At 37.1% G+C, this 20346-nt stretch carries 14 protein-coding genes; 12 read left to right on the top strand and 2 right to left on the bottom strand.

Features of this window, described 5'->3' with window-relative positions; all coding sequences use genetic code 11:
* Nucleotides 1–84: 84 nt before the first annotated feature.
* Nucleotides 85–1674, top strand: coding sequence for a L,D-transpeptidase family protein (locus tag OLM61_RS11475; RefSeq protein ID WP_264522825.1), 1590 nt, complete (start codon nucleotides 85–87; stop codon nucleotides 1672–1674).
* Here OLM61_RS11475 and OLM61_RS11470 read toward each other — a convergent pair.
* Nucleotides 1663–2385, bottom strand: coding sequence for a murein L,D-transpeptidase catalytic domain family protein (locus OLM61_RS11470; RefSeq protein WP_264522824.1), 723 nt, complete (start codon nucleotides 2383–2385; stop codon nucleotides 1663–1665). The genes OLM61_RS11475 and OLM61_RS11470 overlap by 12 nt on opposite strands.
* 317 nt (nucleotides 2386–2702) lie before the next feature.
* On the opposite strand from OLM61_RS11470, the gene OLM61_RS11465 reads away from it, so the two are divergent.
* The 6 genes from OLM61_RS11465 (at nucleotide 2703) to OLM61_RS11440 (ending at nucleotide 12097) form a co-directional block, all read left to right on the top strand.
* Complete coding sequence (locus OLM61_RS11465; protein WP_264522823.1) at nucleotides 2703–5129, top strand: carbohydrate binding family 9 domain-containing protein; 2427 nt, start codon at nucleotides 2703–2705, stop codon at nucleotides 5127–5129.
* A 139-nt stretch (nucleotides 5130–5268) separates the two neighbouring features.
* Nucleotides 5269–6786, top strand: coding sequence for a 2,3-bisphosphoglycerate-independent phosphoglycerate mutase (gene gpmI, locus OLM61_RS11460; protein WP_264522822.1), 1518 nt, complete (start codon nucleotides 5269–5271; stop codon nucleotides 6784–6786).
* A gap of 217 nt (nucleotides 6787–7003) precedes the next feature.
* Nucleotides 7004–7675 (top strand): TetR/AcrR family transcriptional regulator, encoded by a 672-nt coding sequence (locus tag OLM61_RS11455; RefSeq protein ID WP_264522821.1) that lies wholly within the window; start codon nucleotides 7004–7006, stop codon nucleotides 7673–7675.
* 16 nt (nucleotides 7676–7691) lie between these two features.
* Nucleotides 7692–9359, top strand: coding sequence for a peptidase domain-containing ABC transporter (locus OLM61_RS11450; protein WP_264522820.1), 1668 nt, complete (start codon nucleotides 7692–7694; stop codon nucleotides 9357–9359).
* 3 nt (nucleotides 9360–9362) lie between these two features.
* Nucleotides 9363–10709, top strand: coding sequence for an HlyD family secretion protein (locus tag OLM61_RS11445; protein ID WP_264522819.1), 1347 nt, complete (start codon nucleotides 9363–9365; stop codon nucleotides 10707–10709).
* A complete protein-coding gene (locus OLM61_RS11440) occupies nucleotides 10709–12097 on the top strand; it encodes a TolC family protein (protein WP_264522818.1) in 1389 nt (462 codons plus the stop codon). Before OLM61_RS11445 ends, OLM61_RS11440 begins: the two co-directional genes overlap by 1 nt.
* A 214-nt stretch (nucleotides 12098–12311) precedes the next feature.
* Here the strand turns inward: OLM61_RS11440 and OLM61_RS11435 are convergent, their stop codons facing one another.
* Nucleotides 12312–13565: a DUF445 domain-containing protein gene (locus tag OLM61_RS11435; RefSeq protein WP_264522817.1), complete on the bottom strand. Its 1254-nt coding sequence runs from the start codon at nucleotides 13563–13565 to the stop codon at nucleotides 12312–12314.
* A 249-nt stretch (nucleotides 13566–13814) separates the two neighbouring features.
* Between OLM61_RS11435 and map the strand changes: the two genes are divergently transcribed.
* From map to apaG, 5 genes are all read left to right on the top strand, one after another.
* Entirely contained in the window at nucleotides 13815–14633 is an 819-nt protein-coding gene (map, locus tag OLM61_RS11430) for a type I methionyl aminopeptidase (RefSeq protein ID WP_264522816.1), read from the top strand.
* Between the two features lie 27 nt (nucleotides 14634–14660).
* The gene (locus OLM61_RS11425) at nucleotides 14661–15434 is read left to right on the top strand and encodes a class I SAM-dependent methyltransferase (RefSeq protein WP_264522815.1); all 774 of its coding nucleotides are present in this window, start codon (nucleotides 14661–14663) and stop codon (nucleotides 15432–15434) included.
* A gap of 121 nt (nucleotides 15435–15555) precedes the next feature.
* Nucleotides 15556–18459, top strand: a complete 2904-nt coding sequence (locus OLM61_RS11420) for a DEAD/DEAH box helicase (protein WP_264522814.1) — start codon at nucleotides 15556–15558, stop codon at nucleotides 18457–18459.
* Between the two features lie 83 nt (nucleotides 18460–18542).
* Entirely contained in the window at nucleotides 18543–19805 is a 1263-nt protein-coding gene (locus tag OLM61_RS11415; protein WP_264522813.1) for a DUF5103 domain-containing protein, read from the top strand.
* Nucleotides 19806–19884: 79 nt separating this feature from the next.
* Nucleotides 19885–20271, top strand: coding sequence for a Co2+/Mg2+ efflux protein ApaG (apaG, locus tag OLM61_RS11410; protein WP_008467225.1), 387 nt, complete (start codon nucleotides 19885–19887; stop codon nucleotides 20269–20271).
* The last annotated feature ends 75 nt before the right edge of the window (nucleotides 20272–20346 follow it).

The raw sequence follows: 20346 nt of genomic DNA, 5'->3' as shown, positions 1-20346 counted from the left end.
AAGAGCGAAGCGTCATTCCCCAGACAATTCTGTTCAACTTGAAAAACACTGGCGAGGATAATTTTACGTTTAAAAGAATATCGAATGAAGAATTTTTACTTCTTATTAGTAATATACCTGTTTGTTGGCTGCAAAAAAGACGCTCCAAAAATTATTCCCGTAGTTAAAAAAGCGACTCCGGCCATTATACTTACTGATGAAAGAAAGGTAACCATTGACACCGCTTTTATTGGCACTTTTAAAAGCGAGACGCTTAAACAGTTCTACAACTCTTCAGAGAACACTACTGTTTGGGGGAACCTGAAAAAAAGAACCTATGTATTATCGCAATTGACAAATGCCGAACAATTAGGTCTGGATCCTGAAGATTACAAAGCTTCGAGGCTAAAAAAGTTCGAAAGCAAGATCAGTACATTAAGTGATACCGATCTGGCCACCTATGACATTTTGCTTACTTATAATTTTGAAAAATACCTCAACCATCTTTATAAAGGAAAACTTGATCCTAAAAAGCTCTACACCGACTGGGATTTAGAAGAAAAAACATTTGATGTAAACAATGTACTGATAAAAGCTTTCAATAAAAACAAACTGGACAGTATTGTTGACGGTATTCAGTCAAAGGCATCTCCTTACAAACAGCTGTTGAAAGCACTCGAAATCATCGATACTTTCCCTGATGACGACATCCAAACTATTGAATCAGCCAATAAAATTGTCTTAAACGACACCAATACCGCTTTAATTAACATCAAGAAAAGGCTTTTGTACTGGAAAGACATGACCGGAAAAGACAGTCTTACGTCTATTTACGATCAAAAAACTTTTGAATCGATTAAAAAATTTCAGGAAAGACACGGCCTGGCTGCTGATGGAGTTATTGGTGTAGGAACCATAAACGCTTTAAACTTTTCTAAAGAAAAAAGAAAAAAACAGATCATTGCCAATTTAGAACGCTGGAGATGGTACACTACTGATTTAGCCGAAAATTACTTTATTATCAACATTCCCGACTACAGCTTGCATGTTGTCGAAAGCCAGGACACCACTTTAGTCCGTAATATTGTAGTAGGAACAAGTAAACGAAAAACTCCTATTATCACTTCGAAATTAAGAACGGTCGTTTTTAACCCGACCTGGACGGTACCGCCAACGATTTTAAAAGAAGATGTGGTTCCGGCAATGAAGCGCAATCGCAATTATTTAACCAATAAAAACATTACGATTTACGATACCGCCGGAAACGTAATCCCACCCAATTCCTGGAACGAAAACAAACCCGGAAATTACCGTTATGTTCAAAGTCCCGGTTACAACAATGCTCTGGGTTTAATGAAAATTTTATTTCCAAACAACCATAGTGTTTACCTGCATGATACCAACCATCGCAATAATTTTGGAAGAAGCAACCGTTCTTTAAGTTCGGGATGCGTTCGTGTAGAAAATCCGTTAGAACTGGCGCAGCATATTTTGGGTGATTCTACTTCTACAGATTGGCCTAAAGAAAGAATTGACACGATCATCGCTTCCAAGAAGACGACTAGTGTTCGAATTACAAAAAAATACGCCTTATACCAATGGTACTGGACGGCATGGAGCAAAAAAAATCAGCTCATTTTCAGAGCTGACATTTATAATTTAGATTCAGATTTGTACGCTAAGCTAAGAAATTAGCCTTTCTTCCATCGTGAAACTTCTGGATGGATGATAGATATACAAAAGTGATTTGTTTTTTATGATTTCGATGATTTCTTTGGTCATCGCCATTGGAATTGCCGGACATCCCTGGCTTCTTCCCAATCGTTTGTTGTTTCTGATGAACGATTCCGAAACATAATCGGCACCATGCATTACAACTCCCCTTTCGCGGGCGTTGTCATTAACTCCATTCTCCAGTCCGTCCAGGCGCAAAGAAGTACCGTGTTTTCCCTGATACACTTCGCCTGTTGCATAAAATCCTAAGCTGCTTTTGAAAGAGGAGTTTGAATTTGAAAAATTAGACGCAAATTCTTCTCCGGTATTTCTGCCGTGAGCCACTAAAGAATTGAATAAAACAGTGTTGGTTGCCAGATCGATTACCCACAAACGTTTTGTGTTTGAAGACAAACTAAAATCGATAAGTGTCAGGATATCTTTTTGGATTACACCCCTTTCTTTTAAGAGGTAAAAACCCTTCAGCGCCTCAGAAAAAGTTCTGAGTTCCGGGAGTGAAAAATGATTCGGATTTAAAGTATTGTAGATACTTTCAATTTTAGAATCAACAGTAAGCGTTTCAACTTTAGCGATTGCTTTCACAGTCGCTTTTTTAACTTCATTGGTGTTGTTTGAATCTTTACCAAAAGACAACAGCAAAAACACCAGTAACGGATAAATCTTGTAAATCATTGAATTTCTTTAGGTTAAACAAAGTTTGGGGTTTGGCAAAAGTATAAAAAAAATGTACCTGTCAAAATTTAAGTGGGTAAATCAGCCCTATTTTGTTGAAACTTTAACAGAATCAAAGTAATAAATTAGCATTTCGAGCAAAAAACAAATATTTTTGTAGGAGGTTTACCCAATGATAAGAATAAAAGCGGTTTTACGTACTTTTCTTGCAAAAAAGACAGAAAATTCATTTATTTCAATTAAAACTGTAACATTTTAAAAACAATCGTGTCTATTAACAAAAGCCGCTGTATTCATTTTTCGATTCTTAAAACCACATGAAAAAATTAGTTTTTATCAGCTTTCTTTTCTTTTCTTTTTGGGGTTATGCTCAAAAGAAAACACTGCAGGCTCAATTGATTAAGGAAAACATTTTAATTGATGGAAAACTTGACGAAACTGTATGGAAAAATGTTCCGCCTGCTACAGATTTTGTAATGTATCAACCCGATAACGGTAAACCTATTCCCGACAATCAAAAAACCGAGGTCAGAGTACTGTACAACAATGATGCAATCTATGTCGCTGCAATGCTGTATGATGACCCCGCTAAGGTTTTAAAAGAGATTTCACAGCGCGACAATTTCGGAACAGCCGATATGTTTGGGGTCTTTATCAATGGTTTTAATGACGGTCAGCAAAATTTTGAGTTCTTTGTTTCGGCAGCTGATGTTCAGGGTGACTGTATTATGACAGATGCCAATGGCGAAGATTATTCGTGGGATGCGGTATGGATCAGCAAAGCGGTTTTAAATGATAAAGGATGGGCTGTAGAAATAAAAATTCCGTACGCTGCCTTACGTTTTCCAGGCGGAGACAAACAAACCTGGGGCATTAACTTTTTCCGGGAGATCAGACGGGAGCGTAAAAAATACACCTGGAATTTGATCGATACCAAAATAGGAACGTTTACGCAGCAAAATGGTAATCTGGAAGGAATCGTCAACATCACACCTCCTACCCGATTGTTTTTTATGCCTTATGCTTCTTATTATTTAAATGCCTCCGACGGTCAGAAGACATTTGCTACTTTAAAAGGAGGAATGGATATTAAGTACGGAATAAACGATGCTTTTACGCTTGACGCCATTTTAATTCCGGATTTTGGACAAACCAAATACGACGATCAGATTTTAAACCTGGGACCGTTTGAACAGCAATTTAACGAAAACAGAGCCTTTTTTACAGAAGGAACCGACTTGTTCAACAAAGGCAAGATGTTTTACTCCCGAAGAATTGGAGGTAAGCCCTCCATAGAAATTACTTTAAAAGACAATGAAAAAATAATTGAAGAAGTTCAGAATGTGAACCTCATCAATGCTTTAAAAATCTCGGGAAGAACCAAAAATGGATTGGGAATTGGTATTTTAAATGCCGTTACCGAAAAAACTTTTGCCACTATAAAAGACACTCTTTCGGGCGAAACCAGACGCGAAGTAGCTGAACCGCTGACCAATTATAATGTTTTGGTTCTGGATCAGCGATTCCGCAAAAATTCTTCCGTTACTCTTATCAACACAAACGTTACCCGAAACGGTCATTACAGGGATGCGAATGTGACGGGACTAGCCTGGGATTTAAGAACAAAAGCCAACACTTACAGTTTATCCGGTAATGTAAAGTACAGCCTGATTAATGATACCGAAGACAAAAGCGGCCTGTTCAGCACCATTCGTTTTGCCGAAACCAGCGGAAACTATCGTTACAGTATTGGTTCAGACTATGTTTCCAAGGATTTTGATCCTAACGATTTGGGGATTAATTTTTATACCAACTATTACAATTTTTACGGAAACGGAAATTATCGCATCCTAAACCCCACAAAACTCTTTAATACTTTCAAAGTAGACTATGATATGTACACCGAGTTTAATAAAGAATCCGGAAAAGTACAGGAAAACAGGATTAGTGCAGAAGTCAATCTTTCTACTTTAAAAAACAATTTTTATGGCGCCGGGTTCGACCTTTTTCCTTTACAGACGCATGATTACTATGAACCAAGAGCCGAAAACCGCTATGTGATCATTCCGAGAAAAGTAGAAATCTGGGGAAGTGTTTCGACCAATTACAACAAAAAGTTTGCTTTGGATTTAAATCCGTTTATAATCTTTGCTGATGAAGCAGGCAGAATGGCGTACGGCGTAGATGCTGGACCAAGGTACCGCTTTAACGACAAGCTTTTAATTACCTATGCTTTTAGCTTTCTGCGAAGAAACAACAACAAAGGTTATATCGACGATTTTGACGACGACAACAACGACAACACTCCCGAAACGATTGTTTTTGCTAATCGGAATGTCATTACCTATTCGAACAGTCTGAACGGAAAATATGCTTTAAACAGTGCTATGACCCTCAATCTGGCTGTGAGGCAATATTGGTCGTATGCCGAAAACAAAAACATACTGGAACTTCAGGACGACGGAACTCTATCGCCTTACCCGCAATACACGAAAAACAAAAACTCCAGTTTTTATTCCTGGAATACTGATTTATCCTATTCCTGGTGGTTTGCTCCAGGCAGCCAGCTTTCGGTTTTATACCGTAACAATGGTGTTAATTTTGAGCGTATTATCAACAAAGACTTTAAACACAACATAACCGACTTGCTCAACAATCAGGCATTAAAACACATCTTTTCGGTAAGTGTGAAATATTTTATAGACTATAATGCTGTCAAAAATAAGATCAGAAAAAGAGCCTAGCGTGAATTAATTCTAAAATTTTTAGGGTTCTTTAACCAAATTATTATTTTTTAATAGGCTTCATTTTATTAACCGTAATTGTCACCGCGCTTTCTTGTCGATTTTAGAAATGACTTATCTTTGTAAAAAACAAAAACTAATGAACAAGAAAGTTATCCTTATGATTTTAGACGGTTGGGGAAAATCTCCTGACCCTAAAGTATCTGCAATAGACAATGCAAATGTTCCTTTTATAAATAGCCTTTACAAAAATTACCCAAGCGCACAACTTCGTACCGACGGATTAAATGTTGGTTTACCTGAAGGCCAGATGGGAAACAGTGAAGTAGGTCACATGAATCTTGGTGCCGGAAGAATTGTATACCAGGATTTAGCCAAAATAAACTTAGCCGTAGCACATCAAACACTGGCAAAAGAACAAGTACTTATTGATGCTTTTACTTATGCTAAAGAAAACAATAAAAAAGTTCACTTTTTAGGATTAGTTTCTGACGGAGGTGTTCACTCTCATACCTCACATTTACGCGGATTAATTGATGCTTCACAGGAATATGGCCTGGAAAATGTTTTTGTTCATGCTTTTACAGATGGTCGCGATGTTGATCCTAAATCAGGGGCAAAATACATTCACGATTTAGAAGAACACATTAAAGATACTCCGGTAAAAATTGCATCAATCGTTGGCCGTTATTACGCAATGGATCGTGACAAACGATGGGAGCGTGTAAAATTGGCTTACGATTTAGTAGTAAACGGTATAGGAACTCCATCCAAAAATGCCGTAGCCAGTATTCTTGACAGTTATGCACATGATGTTACCGATGAGTTTATTGCACCAATCGTAATGGTTGACGAGCAGGAAAAACCATTAGCAACAATCGTTGAAGGCGATGTCGTTATCTTCTTTAATTTTAGAACCGATAGAGGCCGTGAGCTTACCGAAGCGCTTTCACAGCAAGACTTCCACGAGCAAAACATGCACAAATTAAACCTGTATTATGTAACGCTTACCAACTACGACGAAACATATCTAAATGTAAAAGTAGTTTACAACAAAGACAATATCACCGAAACTCTTGGTGAGGTTTTAGAGAAAGCAGGTAAAAAGCAAATTCGTATTGCCGAAACAGAGAAATATCCACACGTAACCTTTTTCTTCTCCGGAGGAAGGGAAACACCATTTGAAGGAGAATCCCGTATTTTGAGAAATTCTCCAAAAGTAGCCACTTACGATTTACAGCCGGAAATGAGTGCCTTTGAATTAAAAGATGCTTTGGTGCCTGAATTGAACAAAGGTGAGGTAGATTTTGTCTGTCTTAATTTTGCCAATGGTGACATGGTGGGACATACCGGAATCATGAGTGCCGCAATTAAAGCATGCGAAGCGGTAGATGCCTGCGTAAAAGAGGTTATCGAAGCTGCTCTTGCCAACAATTACACTACAATTGTTATTGCCGATCACGGAAATTGCGAAACGATGATTAATCCTGACGGAAGTCCAAATACAGCACATACAACTAATCCGGTGCCGATTATTTTAGTAGACAAAGAGCTGAAAAATATTCAAAATGGGGTGCTGGGCGACATTGCTCCTACTATTCTGGAGTTAATGGGCATACAGCAGCCTAATGCGATGACTTGCCATTCTTTGTTATAGTTTTTTAGTATTCAGTCTCAGTTTTCGGTCGCAGTATTCAGTTGCGATCTTACTGAATCTTCAATATAAACCCGACAGGTTTTAAAAACCTGTCGGGTTTGCTATTTACAATCCTGAATAAAAACGATACCGTACATTAAAAAACAAAGCATAAATAAGAGTTAAAATTTCTTAATCAATAGTAATACTATTATCTTTGCATGAAAAATATTTTTTTATGCAAATTATACTATCAAATATAAAAATGCAAGTCAACGAAAAGATCTATGTAAAAGATCCGGAAACATCTGCGTTGGGAAAAAAAATAATTGAACAGAGCATCCTTCTAATTGACGATATTGGTTTTGATAATTTTACATTTAAAAAATTAGGCGAAAAAATAGGCTCAAACGAAAGTTCGATTTATCGTTACTTTGAAAACAAACACAAACTATTGGTCTACCTGTCTTCATGGTATTGGAGCTGGATGGAATACAAACTGGTTTTTACGACTACGAATATTGCAGACAAGCAGGAAAAACTAAAAAAAGCCATCACCATCGTTACCGAAAAAATCACGGACGATACTTCAACCGAACATATCAACGAAGCCATTTTAAACAGAATCATCATTGCCGAATTCACCAAAACGCTTCATACCAAAGAAGTCGATCAGGAGAACAAAGAAGGCTTTTTCCTCATCTACAAAAGGGTTATCAATCGGGTCGTTTCTATTGTAAAAGAAGTGAATCCCGACTATCAGTATGCCAAATCACTGGTGTCAACCATTGTTGAAGGAAGTTTACATCAGCATTTTCTAACGGATCATTTAAAAACAATTACCGATTGTAATGAAACGGTTACGACCACTCAATTTTACCTAAACCTTGCAGAAAACGTTTTGCGCTAATTATAAAAAAAACAGTATGACTCCTTTAAAAAGATTTTACCATTTACTAGAACTGGACAAAAAAGACATTTACCAGATTTTTTTCTATGCTATTTTTGCCGGATTAGTCAGCTTATCACTTCCACTTGGAATTCAGGCTATCATTACTTTTATACAATCCGGAAGAGTTAGTGTTTCCTGGATCGTACTTATTATACTTGTAGTGGGTGGTGTGGCTCTTGTTGGTGTGCTGTCGTTCATGCAATTGCGTATCACGGAAAACTTACAGCAAAAAATATTCGTACGTGCTTCTTTTGAATTTGCAGCCCGTCTGCCTAAAATAAAATCAGAAGAATTGTACGGTACTTATCCGCCGGAACTAACAAACCGATTTTTTGACACCCTTACGATTCAAAAAGGAACTTCAAAATTACTAACCGATTTTTCTGCCGCTTTGCTTCAGATTACTTTCGGTATTATTCTACTCTCCCTCTACCACCCGTACTTTATTGTGTTCGGACTTTTATTGTTCCTGCTTCTGTACTTTATTTTCAAATTTTCGTATAAATCAGGTTTAGAAACCAGTTTAAAAGAATCCAAATTCAAATACAAAGTGGCAGGCTGGTTACAGGAAATGGCCCGTAATAATTTTAGCTTCCGCAATGAACTGAATTATGATTTTGCGCTTCAAAAAAACAATTCAATCGTAGCGGGTTATCTTAACTACAGAGAGAAACACTTTAGCGTAATCAAAAAACAATTTACGCAATTGATTATTTTCAAAGTTATTATTACCGCAAGTTTACTATCAATTGGAGGTTATCTGGTACTGAGTCAGGAAATGAATATCGGGCAGTTTGTTGCTGCTGAGATCATCATTTTACTGGTGATTACATCGGTAGAAAAAATCATCCTCGGATTGGAGAGCTTCTACGATGTTTTAACTTCTGTGGAGAAAATTGGACAGGTGACTGATCTAGCTTTAGAGGAGAACTCCGAGTCTGATTCCTTAAATGATCATTGTTACAACAGCATCTCTTTAGAAACAGAGAACTTAAAATTCAAATTTCCGGATTCTCCAACAAATGCTTTAGATTCCATTTCGTTAAAAATTGACCAAGGTGAAAAAATTGTCATCGAGGGTGAAAATGGCTCAGGAAAAACAACTCTTATTCGCGTATTATCCGGTTTATTAAGACAAAGTTCGGGCGCTTTTTACATCAATGATGATACTTTTAGAAAAATAAATCTGAAACAATATCGCTCGCAGATTGGCAGCATCATTCACAACGAAACCCCATTTGACGGGACGATTTTAGAAAACATCACTTTTAACGATCCGTTGATCAGCACCGAAGATCTCAAATGGGCACTGGATGGTGTTCAGCTTAGTCCACTGATTAAATTGCTGCCTAAAGGTCTGAAAACCCACATTCACCCTGAAGGAAAACAATTATCGTCTTCTAATGCTCAAAAAATCCTCTTGGCCAGAAGTATTATTCACAAACCAAAAGTGCTTTTCTACGAAGATCCGACAGATACAATGGACGAAAATGTTGCCAATGAAATTATCGATTTTATTACTTCTGAAAAGAACAAATGGACGATTATCGTTTCGTCTAAAAACCCTTATTGGCAAACAAAATCGACTCGAAAAATTACAATGCAAAACGGTCAAATTATACTGGATCAAAAAAACAACTAAGCCATGCTAAATATCTCTGACAATAAAACAAAATTACAGCCGCTTGATCAATACGAGACTGTAAGAAACCTAAGCAACAGGCCACATTATAAAATTCTAAACCGAATCATCATCGCATCTTCCATTTTAGGAATCATTGCGCTTTTATTGCCGTGGACACAAAACATTTCGGGTTCGGGAGCGGTAACCACTTTAAAACCCAACCAAAGGCCACAATCGATCCAGAGTGTGATTTCGGGACGTATTGAAAAATGGTACGTACAGGAAGGAGATTTCGTTAAAAAAGGAGACACGATTCTGTTTATTTCTGAGATCAAGGAAGATTATATGGATCCTAATTTGGTTGAAAACACCAAAAATCAGGTAGATGCTAAGAAAAACTCTTTGGAATCGTATGGCGAAAAAGTGACTACACTTTCGGGGCAGATTCAGGCGATCGAAAATGAAAAAAGACTAAAACTGGAACAAGCCAGAAACAAAGTCAAACAATCACTTTTAAAAATAAAAAGCGACAGTATCAATCTGATTGCCGTAAAAACACAGCTGCGAATTGCTAATACTCAATACAACCGTTCGGTACAATTAAACAAGGAAGGATTGAAACCGCTTACGGATGTGGAAGAAAAACGTCTGAAACTACAGGATGTTGACGCTAAAATCATCACACAGGAAAACAAATACCTAACCAGCAAAAATGAGTACATCAACGCCAAAGTGGAGATTAACAGAATTACGGCGGAGTACGGTGAAAAAGTAGCCAAAGCAAGAAGCGACCAGTTTACAACGCTGAGCAATAAATTTGATACCGAAGCACAGGTGAGTAAACTCGAGAATCAATACGCCAATTATAGTTTGCGTAATGGCATGTACTACATCAAAGCGGTACAAGACGGTTACATCAACCGCGCTTTGCAGGCTGGTTTGGGCGAAACGATAAAAGAGGGAACACCAATTGTAACTATCATGCCTTCTCATTACGATATTGCAGTAGAAACCTATATCAGCCCAATTGATCTGCCTTTGATCAGAAAAGGAGAAAAAGTACGTGTTTGGTTTGACGGATGGCCTACCATTGTGTTTTCGGGATGGCCGGATATGTCCTACGGAACTTTTGGAGGTACAGTTGTAGCGATAGAAAACTTTATCAGCGATAATGGTAAGTACCGAATTTTGATCGCTCCGGACCCTAACGAAACAAAATGGCCAAAACAATTAAGCATTGGCTCCGGTGCCCAAACGATTGCCTTGTTAGACACTGTGCCAATCTGGTTTGAAATCTGGAGAACCCTAAACGGATTCCCTCCTAATTATTACAAAAGCGCTCAAAAAGTAACTAAAGAAAAAAAATAATGAAACCAATACTTATCGCTTTTCTTTTCTTGGGCTGTGCCGTTTTTGGCCAGCAGCCCTTCTCCAAAGAGCTCACCTACAATGAGTTTTTGGGATATGTAAAAAAGTACCATCCATTGGTTAAAAATGCTAATCTGGAACTAAGCAAGGCACAAGCCAATCTGATGATGGCCCGTGGTGGTTTTGATCCGAAAATTGAAGTAGATTTTAGCCAGAAACAATTTAAAGACAAAGAATATTATTCGATTCTGAACAGCAGTTTTAAAATCCCTACCTGGTATGGAATTGAACTGAAAGCAGGATTCGACAATAACGAAGGGGTTTACCTAAATCCGGAGAACACTACCCCAAATCAGGGTTTAACTTCTTTTGGTATCAGTGTTCCGCTTGGTCAGGGATTGTTCATCAACCAAAGAATGGCGGACGTACGAAAAGCGAAAATTCAGGTCAAACTGAGCGAATCGGAACGAAAACTTCAGGCCGTTAGCATTTTGTACGATGCCTCGCTTGCTTATTTTAACTGGAAGAAGAATTTTGAAGAAATGAAGCTTTACGAAATGTACAGCAAGAATGCCGAAATTCGTTTGCAAGGCATTAAATCGCTCATCACTCAGGGAGACAAACCCGCCATAGACAGTATTGAGGCCGGCATTATTGTAAAAAACAGAGTCTTGAGCCTTGAAGATTCCAAGTTAAAACTAACAAAAGCCAAGCTCGAATTATCGAATTTTATGTGGCTGGAAAATAATATCCCGTTGGAAATTTCAGACGAGCTGGTGCCCGAAACAGCACTTGAATCAACCTTGCAGGAAACTTTAAAAACAAACGAACTGCTGCAAGGCGATACAAACTTAGAAGCCCATCCGAAATTAAATGCGCTGCAAAATAAAATAGACATGTTAAAGGTTGAAAAAGACCTGAAGCAAAATATGCTGTTGCCCAAAATAAATGTAGGCTACTCCTATTTGTCCGAGCCCAGATATGTTGACAAATACAAGTTTGACGATTACAAGATTGGTTTAGAATTTTACTTCCCTTTGTTTCTTAGAAAAGAACGCGGAAGTCTGAAATTAGCCAAATACAAACTTCAGGAAAATGAATTTGCATTGGCTCTGGAACGAACGCAGCTGACCAACAAGATAACGGCACAAAAAGTAGAAATCAATTCACTGATCAAACAAAAAAAACTGGCCAAAGATTTAGTAGACAATAACACCGCCATGTTAAACTCAGAAGAACGATTGTTCTCTTTTGGAGAAAGTTCTTTGTTTCTTATCAATACAAGGGAAAACAACCTGGTTAGCGCAAAACTGGCTTCAATCGCTTTGGAAAACAGGTTTTACATCTCTAACTCGGAGCTGTTCAAAATCATGGCCAATCCTCAATAATTTTTTAAATCTTAGGAGTGATCTAACGGATAAAACGTTTGCTTAAATGAGAGCAGATCGCTCCTGAGATTAAATTTGGTGCACTTACTTTCACTCTCGCAGATTAGGCAGATTTTTAATCTTTCTAATCCTTTTAATCTGTGGCGATTATTTCAACATATAGCATAGCTCTTTATAAGCCAGAAAAGAACAGCTATAAATCACATCCAACAGGCTAAACCAGATAATGATACGTCCACTCGACGGCATAAATCACGAGTCCGATAAGGCCTCCTACCAGCGTCCCGTTGATTCGGATGTATTGCAAATCTTTACCGATTTCCAGTTCTAGTTTTTCTGAAACTTCTTTTCCGTCCCAGCTTTTTACCGTAGAGGAAATTAAATCTCCTATCACTTTTTTATTATTTAGAAGAATAGAAAGCAAATCATTCTTGATGAAATTATTGATCTTGTCAATCATCACCGCATCTTCTTTTATTCCGTTTCCGAAACCCTGAATTAAACCCGAAATACTTTTCTTTATCGACGATTCATCGCCCTTTTTCAAATCAGTTGAAATCGATTCTTTGATTTCATCCCAAATTCCGTTAACATAATCCTGAACCTCTTTTTTGCCGGCAAAACTCAGAATCATGGTATTAATCTTTACCCGCATCTCTTCTGAATTCTTTACCTTGTCTAAAAAGTCATAAACATACTCGTCTATTTTAAGTCTGATCGCACTTCCGGGATGTTTTGCCTCGTTTAAAAAATCAGCAAGCCCATTAAAAACACCTTCTGTAATGCTTTTATCGGCCAAACCAAAACTCAGAAACGGGGTTGACTCTTTTACTTTTTTCCGAATCAGATCCTTATTATTGCTCAGTTCTGTACTCATAACATTCAGCACGTTGGTCAGCAGCTCGTCCTTCACATTCCCTTTCTGCAAAGGTTCTAACGCCAGCGCTACCCAATCGCCAAAATTGACAGCCTCCAGTTTCTCTTTGAACTGAGTTTGAATAAATCGTTTGATATCTTCATCTTTTATCGTTTTCAAAACTCCCGGAATGATATTCAAAGCCACCACACTGGCAATTTTATTGGCGTTATCCTGCTGCGAAAGCCAGTCGGAAGCTTTTGTTGCAAAATTAAACTCCTCCAGTTTTATTTCGAGTTTCTCGCGATTCAAAAACTCTTCTGAAACGAAATTCCCTAAGTTTTCACCAATTTCATTTTTCTTAGTCGGAATAATTGCAGTATGCCAAATCGGGATTCCCAGTGGATGACGAAACAAAGCCACCACAGCAAACCAGTCTGCAATTCCTCCCACCATCGCGGCCTCGCTAAAAGCCTGAAGCATGGGAATCTTAAAATAAACGGCTATCACAAATAAAAATACTGCAAAGCCCAAAAGCGCTAATGCATTCCGTTTCATCTTATTTAAAGCTCTCTTTTTGGATATATTTTCAGGATCTATAGACGTTTCCATAATTATAGTAGTTTTAGACTTTTACTAATTTACGGCTTTTCTGCGAACTAGTGATTGATACTAATTATCCTTTGACCATGAATTCACGAATTTCTCTTTGTAAACTTTACGCATAAATATTGATTCGTGAATCCGTGACCCATTTTTAAACGCCTGTCATTCCTTTTAATTCGTGAATTCGTGACGAAAAATTTTTAGCTAAAAAATAATATTAAAATTTGTACTTTTGCCAACTGAAAATCCGAAATTATGATTATTGTAAAATCACGTGAAGAAATCGAATTAATGCGCGAAAGTGCTTTGATCGTATCTAAAACATTAGGAATGATTGCTTCTGAAATTAAAGAAGGAGTAACCACATTATACCTGGACAAACTAGCTGAAGAATTCATCCGTGATCACGGTGCTGTTCCGAGTTTTTTGGGATTGTATGATTTCCCGAATTCGCTATGTATGAGTCCTAACTCTCAGGTTGTACACGGAATTCCGAACAATACGCCCCTGAAAAGCGGTGATGTTATTTCGGTAGATTGTGGTGCATTCAAGAATGGATATCACGGTGATCACGCCTATAGTTTCGAAATTGGAGAAGTGGCTCCTGAAGTTAAAAAACTTCTGAAAGTAACTAAAGAATCTCTTTACGTAGGAATCAAAGAATTTAAAGCCGGAAATCGCGTGGAAGATGTTGGAAATGCGATTCAGAAATACACGGAAGCTCACGGTTACGGAGTGGTTCGCGAATTGGTAGGACACGGTTTAGGTCAAAAAATGCACGAAGAACCTGAAATGCCAAACTACGGAAAACGCGGCCGCGGAAAACTGTTTGTAGAAGGAATGGTTGTGGCCATCGAGCCAATGATCAATATGGGAACAAGAAACATCAAACAACATAAAGACGGCTGGACTATTACAACCGCTGATGGAAAACCAAGTGCACATTTCGAGCATGACGTGGCTTTAATTGACGGAAAACCAGAGTTATTATCAACTTTCCAATACATCTATAAAGCTTTAGGAATCGAAAGCAATGAAGAAGACGAATTCAGAAAAGTGCCGTTAGTTCTATAATTAAAATTCAACCCCGAATAAAACCCTGTGAAAAAATTATTCAAATTAGTTTTAAATACAATACCTCGTCCATTATTAATTCGTTTGAGTTATGTTGCCCGACCGATTTTGGCGCTTTCCTTAAAAGGAAGTAAATATACTGATCCTATTGATGGGAAAAGTTTTAGATCATTTTTGCCTTACGGATACGGAAAACAACGTAATAATGTGCTTTCGCCAAGTACACTTTCATTAGAGAGACACCGTTTGCTTTGGCTGTATTTAAACGATCAAACTGATTTTTTTACAGCACCAAAAAAAGTACTTCATTTTGCTCCGGAACAGGCTTTTTACAAAAGATTCCGCAAGCAGAAAAACCTGGATTATACTACAACTGATTTATTTTCGCCTTTGGCAGATGTAAAAGCAGACATTTGTAACTTGCCTTTTAAAGACAATGAATACGATGTTATCTTGTGTAATCACGTTTTAGAGCATATTCCGGATGACACAAAAGCGATGCGTGAATTATATCGCGTTTTAAAACCGGGCGGAATGGCGATTCTTCAAATTCCGCAGGACTTATCCAGAGCAGTTACTTTTGCCGACGATACCATCACCGATCAAAAAGAACGTGCGAGAATATTTGGCCAGTACGATCACGTGCGCATTTACGGCCGTGATTATTTTGATAAATTAAGAAGTATCGGTTTTATCGTAATCGAAGAAGACTATACCCATAAAATTTCACCTGAACTGGTAGAAAAATATTGTTTGGCAAAAGGCGAAATCATTCCGCTTTGCTTTAAACAGGAAAACTAATTCTTTCACCCTATAAGTGATACAAGTTCATTTAAAAAGAGTTTTCAAATTATTGATATTTTGAAAACTCTTTATTTTTTTGCCCACTCTCTAAATTATAAGCCAACCAAATCCCTAAATCTTGGAACCTACAAAATCATTTCAGTTTTGCTTTGACATCAGTTTTGAAAAAAACCTGAATGTATATATCCCAACAGCCTATATCATTGAGAATACCGATGACATTAAATATCTAGAAAAAAAAGCGAGTGCAGATGTACTTGAAAGTTTTGGAGTTCTTTTTGAAAATTTAGATTCCAATACAAAAAAAATACTGACGGCTTGTGACTCTTTAAAGCCTGATTTTATTTTCAGGAAATTTAGCGCCAAAATCAAATCGGCTAAAACAATTGCTGATTTACAAAAAGATTCCAAAATTGAATTTGCCATTCGTCAGCATTTAAAATTTAACTTAGAATCCTTTTACCATCTAATTGTAAAAGAGCAATTTCCATTCTCTGCTAATATGAGTGCCGAAAAGGATTTTTATCGCTGGAGAGTCGACACAAATCCGTTAGAGTTTGAACCTCAAATTCAATTTGACAAACACGCCGAAGGCATTACTTATACTTTATCTTTAAAAGAAGACGAAACCACATTTCTACCAATGGATAAAAGTACAGATATTCTTTTGGACGAACCGGGCTGGTTGATTATCGATAAAAAATTAGGACGTTTGAAAGAACTTAATGCTAAAAAACTTTCTCCTTTTTTAAAGAAAAAATCAATCGAAATACCTTCAAAATTAGTGGACAATTATTTTAAGAATTTCATTCCTGAAATAGCCAAAAAAATCGATATTGAAGCGACTGGTTTTGAAATTGAAAGTCGTGACAAAATTATTTCATGCACGATTCAACCTGTTTATGATTTCTTTAAAAACTGTTATTACCTCAACCTTTATTTTGAGTATAACGGCTATTTATTTGACGCCAGTAAAACAAAAAAAACACATTCATTTGTCGATTTTAGCATTCCAAATGAGCCCAAAATAATTCAGTTTAAACGAAGTACTGATGAAGTTTTATATACAAATAAATTACTGGAAATTGGTTTAATAAAAATCAAAAACGAGTTATTCGGATTGAATTCAGATACTGAAATTCATGATCCTTATTCTAATATTCAATTTGTTATTGATCGCAAAGAAGAGTTAGAAAATTCAGGGTTTATTATCCAGAACTTGAAACTGGAAAGCAAAGAGATCATTACAAAAAATCATACGGTTACGACTTCAAAAGAAGAAACAAAAGAAGATTGGTTTGATATTAAAATCATCATTTCTATTGGGGATTATACCATCAACTTTAGCGAAATCATTCCAAACATAAAAAGCAAGGAAAGACTCTTTTTACTGCCTGACGGAAACTACTTTCTGATTCCTTTAGAATGGCTTAGTAAATATGGTTCACTCGCAAAATTAGCCCGAACAGAAAACGGAAATGTACTTTTGCGTAAAAGTAATTTTACCGCTTTAGACACCATTCCGGAAATTGAAAGCGAGGTAATTGCTAAGGCTGAATATCAATCGTCTGATTTATTAAAAGCCACTTTAAGACCTTATCAGATTGACGGAATAAAATGGCTTTTGGGGCATTTCAATTCAAACCTGGGCGCCTGTCTTGCGGATGACATGGGGCTTGGAAAAACATTACAGACTTTGGCTGTTTTGGTTGCCGTACAGGAACAGTTAGGTTTTACAACCAAAACCACAAATTTTGATTTGTTTCAAAATGAAACTGTTATCGAAAGAGCTCCCTTGAAAGCTTTGATTGTACTACCTTCTTCACTGGTTTTTAACTGGTACAATGAGGCCGCAAAATTTACACCTCATTTTTCAAAAATGCAATACATTGGCAACGATAGAAAGTTGCTCTCGAACCGACTGGAAACAACCGATCTGATTTTTACGAGTTACAGCATCCTTCACCGTGATATTTCAATTTTAGAAAAATACAACTTCCGTTATTTGATTCTGGACGAAAGCCAATACATCAAAAACAGGGATTCTAAGATTTTCAAGGCCATCAATAAAATCAGCACGGGGCATAAAATTGCCTTAAGCGGTACGCCTATCGAAAACTCCTTAGACGATCTCTGGTCGCAAATGCAGTTTATAAATCCGGATATTCTGGGTACTTATGCTTTTTTTGCAGAAAATTTCAAAACTCCGATCGAGAAAAAACAGGACGAAAATAGTTTGGCGGAGTTAAAAAACCTCATCCAGCCTTATATCCTGAGAAGAACCAAAGAGCAGGTTTTAAAAGATTTACCCGAATTGACAGAGCAGATTTATTACTGCAACATGGATACTGAGCAGGAAAAATTATATGAAAAAGAGAAATCAAAAGCACGTAATTTTTTACTCAAAACAGACGGTTCAAGTCCCGACAAGATTAGCATTATCAATACTTTGATGAAGTTAAGACAGCTGAGCAACCATCCCAAAATGGTCGACCAGGATTCAGAAGTCGATTCCGGAAAATATATTGCCGTAACCAATTACCTGAAAAACTTAGTGAAAGGAAAACAAAAAGTGATCATTTTTAGCTCCTTTGTAACCAATTTGAATTTTTACACAAGCTGGTGCAAGGAAAACAAAATAGAATTTTGTGAGATTACCGGTGAAACGCCTTCGCAAAAAAGAGAGCAACAGGTTAAATTATTTCAGGAAAATGAAAATCCGTTGTTATTCTTTATTTCACTCAAGGCAGGAGGTGTGGGACTGAACATCACCAAAGCTTCCTATGTGCTGTTTTTAGATCCGTGGTGGAATCCTTTTGCTGAAAAACAAGGAGTAGGAAGAGCACATCGTATCGGGCAGTTGAACAAGGTGAATGTGGTTCGGTTCATTTCAAAAAATACGGTAGAAGAAAAAATAATCAAACTACAGGAAAACAAAAAACTACTGTCGGATTCCCTTTTGGAAGAGAGCCATATCAGCAACGAAATCGAAGCCAATCTGGAATATCTTCTGGGTTCCTGATCCATTTGTTTTCAAAACCTCTAAAATAGCATCTTATTAGGTTCTATAAAATTGTTATATTTACAATCTTACAACCTAATAAGATGCCGAAAAAATTGTTTAAGAATCTCTTTATATTTTTATTTTTTGCTTCAGCGACAGCTCAGGAAGTACAAACCGAAGTAAGTCCTCCTTACAATATTAAAACCATTTCGTTTGTTCAGAACGGCGGCAATGTGGTTCCGATTTTCGAATTAGGCGATACGTTTCAATTTCAATTTGATGATTTGTTTGGCAACGAAGCCAATTATTATTTTGAAGTGATACACTGTGATTACAACTGGAAACCAACCGAGATTCCAAAAAATGACTATATCAGCGGTTTCGACAATCAGCGCATCACCGATTATTCGAATTCGTTTAATACGCTTCAGATCTATTCGCATTACCGACTTCCTTTCCCCAATCAGTTTACCACTCAGTTTCGAATTTCGGGCAATTATATGCTCCGAATTTTAAACGAGGATAAGGAAGTGGTGCTGTCCAGAAAATTTATTTTATACGAAAATCGCGCTACAGTAGCAGCTCAGGTAAAACGAAGCCGAAACCTGGCGAATATTGATTACAAACAAAATCTGGATTTTTCGATATCGTCTAACGATATTGTTTTTCAGACGCCTCTGCAAAATATAAAAGTTCTGTTGTTACAGAATGGAAACTTTAATACGGCGATCAAAAACATCCCTCCGCAGTACACCATCGGGAATCAAATGGTATACAAATACGATCAGGAAACACAGTTTTGGGGCGGAAATGAGTTCCTGTATTTTGAGAACAAGGACATCCGTGCCGCAAGTACCAATGTTGCAAAAGTAGGAACCAGCAACGATATTTATAATTCTTATTTGTTCACGAATCTGGCAAGAGCCAATCAAATTTACACGAACAATCAGGATGTAAACGGAAACTTTGTGGTGAAGAATATCAATGCTTCCAACAATGAAATTGAAGCAGACTATGCCTGGGTATATTTCAGTCTGTCTGCCCCTACTTTCAGATCTTCGAGCAAAGACATTTATATCAGCGGAATGTTCAACAATTACAGCTTAGTTCCGGAATTTAAAATGGATTACAATTCAGAGAAAGGTATTTTTGAAAAAGCAATTGTGATCAAGCAGGGTTTTACCGCTTTTCAATATACGGTTGCCGATAAAAAAGGGGTGATTGATTATGAAAATGCGATCGACGGAAACTTTTATCAGACTGAAAATGAATACACCATACTGGTTTACTACAGAGAAAGTAACGATCGCTACCAAAGAGTTATAGGCAAAGGAAATGCCAGCTCGATCAACATCATAAATTAAAACATTGTTAAGGATTTAGGCGGAAAGATTTTTTTTCGTAGATTTGCAACTATAACGCACACATATATACTACTTTAGTATGGTTTCTCAGATAACAAGAGGCATAAAAATATCTGTTTTGACTAGTTTTGAAGGTACTTACTTCAAGAACTACAAGATTCACTTTGCTTTTAGCTATGTCGTTACAATCGAAAATCACAGCAAAGATTCCGTTCAGCTGACTTCTCGTCACTGGGAAATTTTTGACTCTTTAAACGACCTTGAAGTTGTTGACGGAGAGGGTGTAATTGGCAAAAAACCAGTTTTAAAACCGGGAGAAAATCACACCTATAGCTCAGGCTGTTTATTATCGTCTCCTTATGGTGCCATGAAAGGTCATTTTAATATGATCAACTTTACTACTACAAAAACATTCAAAGTTATTGTTCCTACTTTCAGAATGTGCGCTCCTTTTGCCTTAAACTAAATATTTGGTTCAAGAACTGCCTTTTTTATCGTTATCTTAATCACAAATTTGTCAAATTATTAATTTATCCTTTGT

The sequence above is a fragment of the Flavobacterium sp. N502536 genome (genome assembly GCF_025947345.1).
Classification (GTDB): domain Bacteria; phylum Bacteroidota; class Bacteroidia; order Flavobacteriales; family Flavobacteriaceae; genus Flavobacterium.
Note: the sequence above shows the minus strand (reverse complement) of the source record. Positions and strands in the feature narration are given on the sequence as shown.

Excerpts from the sequence above, each read along its gene's own strand:
- OLM61_RS11445 (WP_264522819.1), top strand. The coding sequence starts at position 9,363 with ATGCTAAATATCTCTGACAATAAAACAAAATTACAGCCGCTTGATCAA.
- gpmI (WP_264522822.1), top strand. The coding sequence starts at position 5,269 with ATGAACAAGAAAGTTATCCTTATGATTTTAGACGGTTGGGGAAAATCT.
- OLM61_RS11470 (WP_264522824.1), bottom strand. The coding sequence starts at position 2,385 with ATGATTTACAAGATTTATCCGTTACTGGTGTTTTTGCTGTTGTCTTTT.
- apaG (WP_008467225.1), top strand. The coding sequence starts at position 19,885 with ATGGTTTCTCAGATAACAAGAGGCATAAAAATATCTGTTTTGACTAGT.
- OLM61_RS11455 (WP_264522821.1), top strand. The coding sequence starts at position 7,004 with ATGCAAATTATACTATCAAATATAAAAATGCAAGTCAACGAAAAGATC.
- OLM61_RS11475 (WP_264522825.1), top strand. The coding sequence starts at position 85 with ATGAAGAATTTTTACTTCTTATTAGTAATATACCTGTTTGTTGGCTGC.
- map (WP_264522816.1), top strand. The coding sequence starts at position 13,815 with ATGATTATTGTAAAATCACGTGAAGAAATCGAATTAATGCGCGAAAGT.
- OLM61_RS11435 (WP_264522817.1), bottom strand. The coding sequence starts at position 13,565 with ATGGAAACGTCTATAGATCCTGAAAATATATCCAAAAAGAGAGCTTTA.
- OLM61_RS11440 (WP_264522818.1), top strand. The coding sequence starts at position 10,709 with ATGAAACCAATACTTATCGCTTTTCTTTTCTTGGGCTGTGCCGTTTTT.
- OLM61_RS11415 (WP_264522813.1), top strand. The coding sequence starts at position 18,543 with ATGCCGAAAAAATTGTTTAAGAATCTCTTTATATTTTTATTTTTTGCT.
- OLM61_RS11450 (WP_264522820.1), top strand. The coding sequence starts at position 7,692 with ATGACTCCTTTAAAAAGATTTTACCATTTACTAGAACTGGACAAAAAA.
- OLM61_RS11465 (WP_264522823.1), top strand. The coding sequence starts at position 2,703 with ATGAAAAAATTAGTTTTTATCAGCTTTCTTTTCTTTTCTTTTTGGGGT.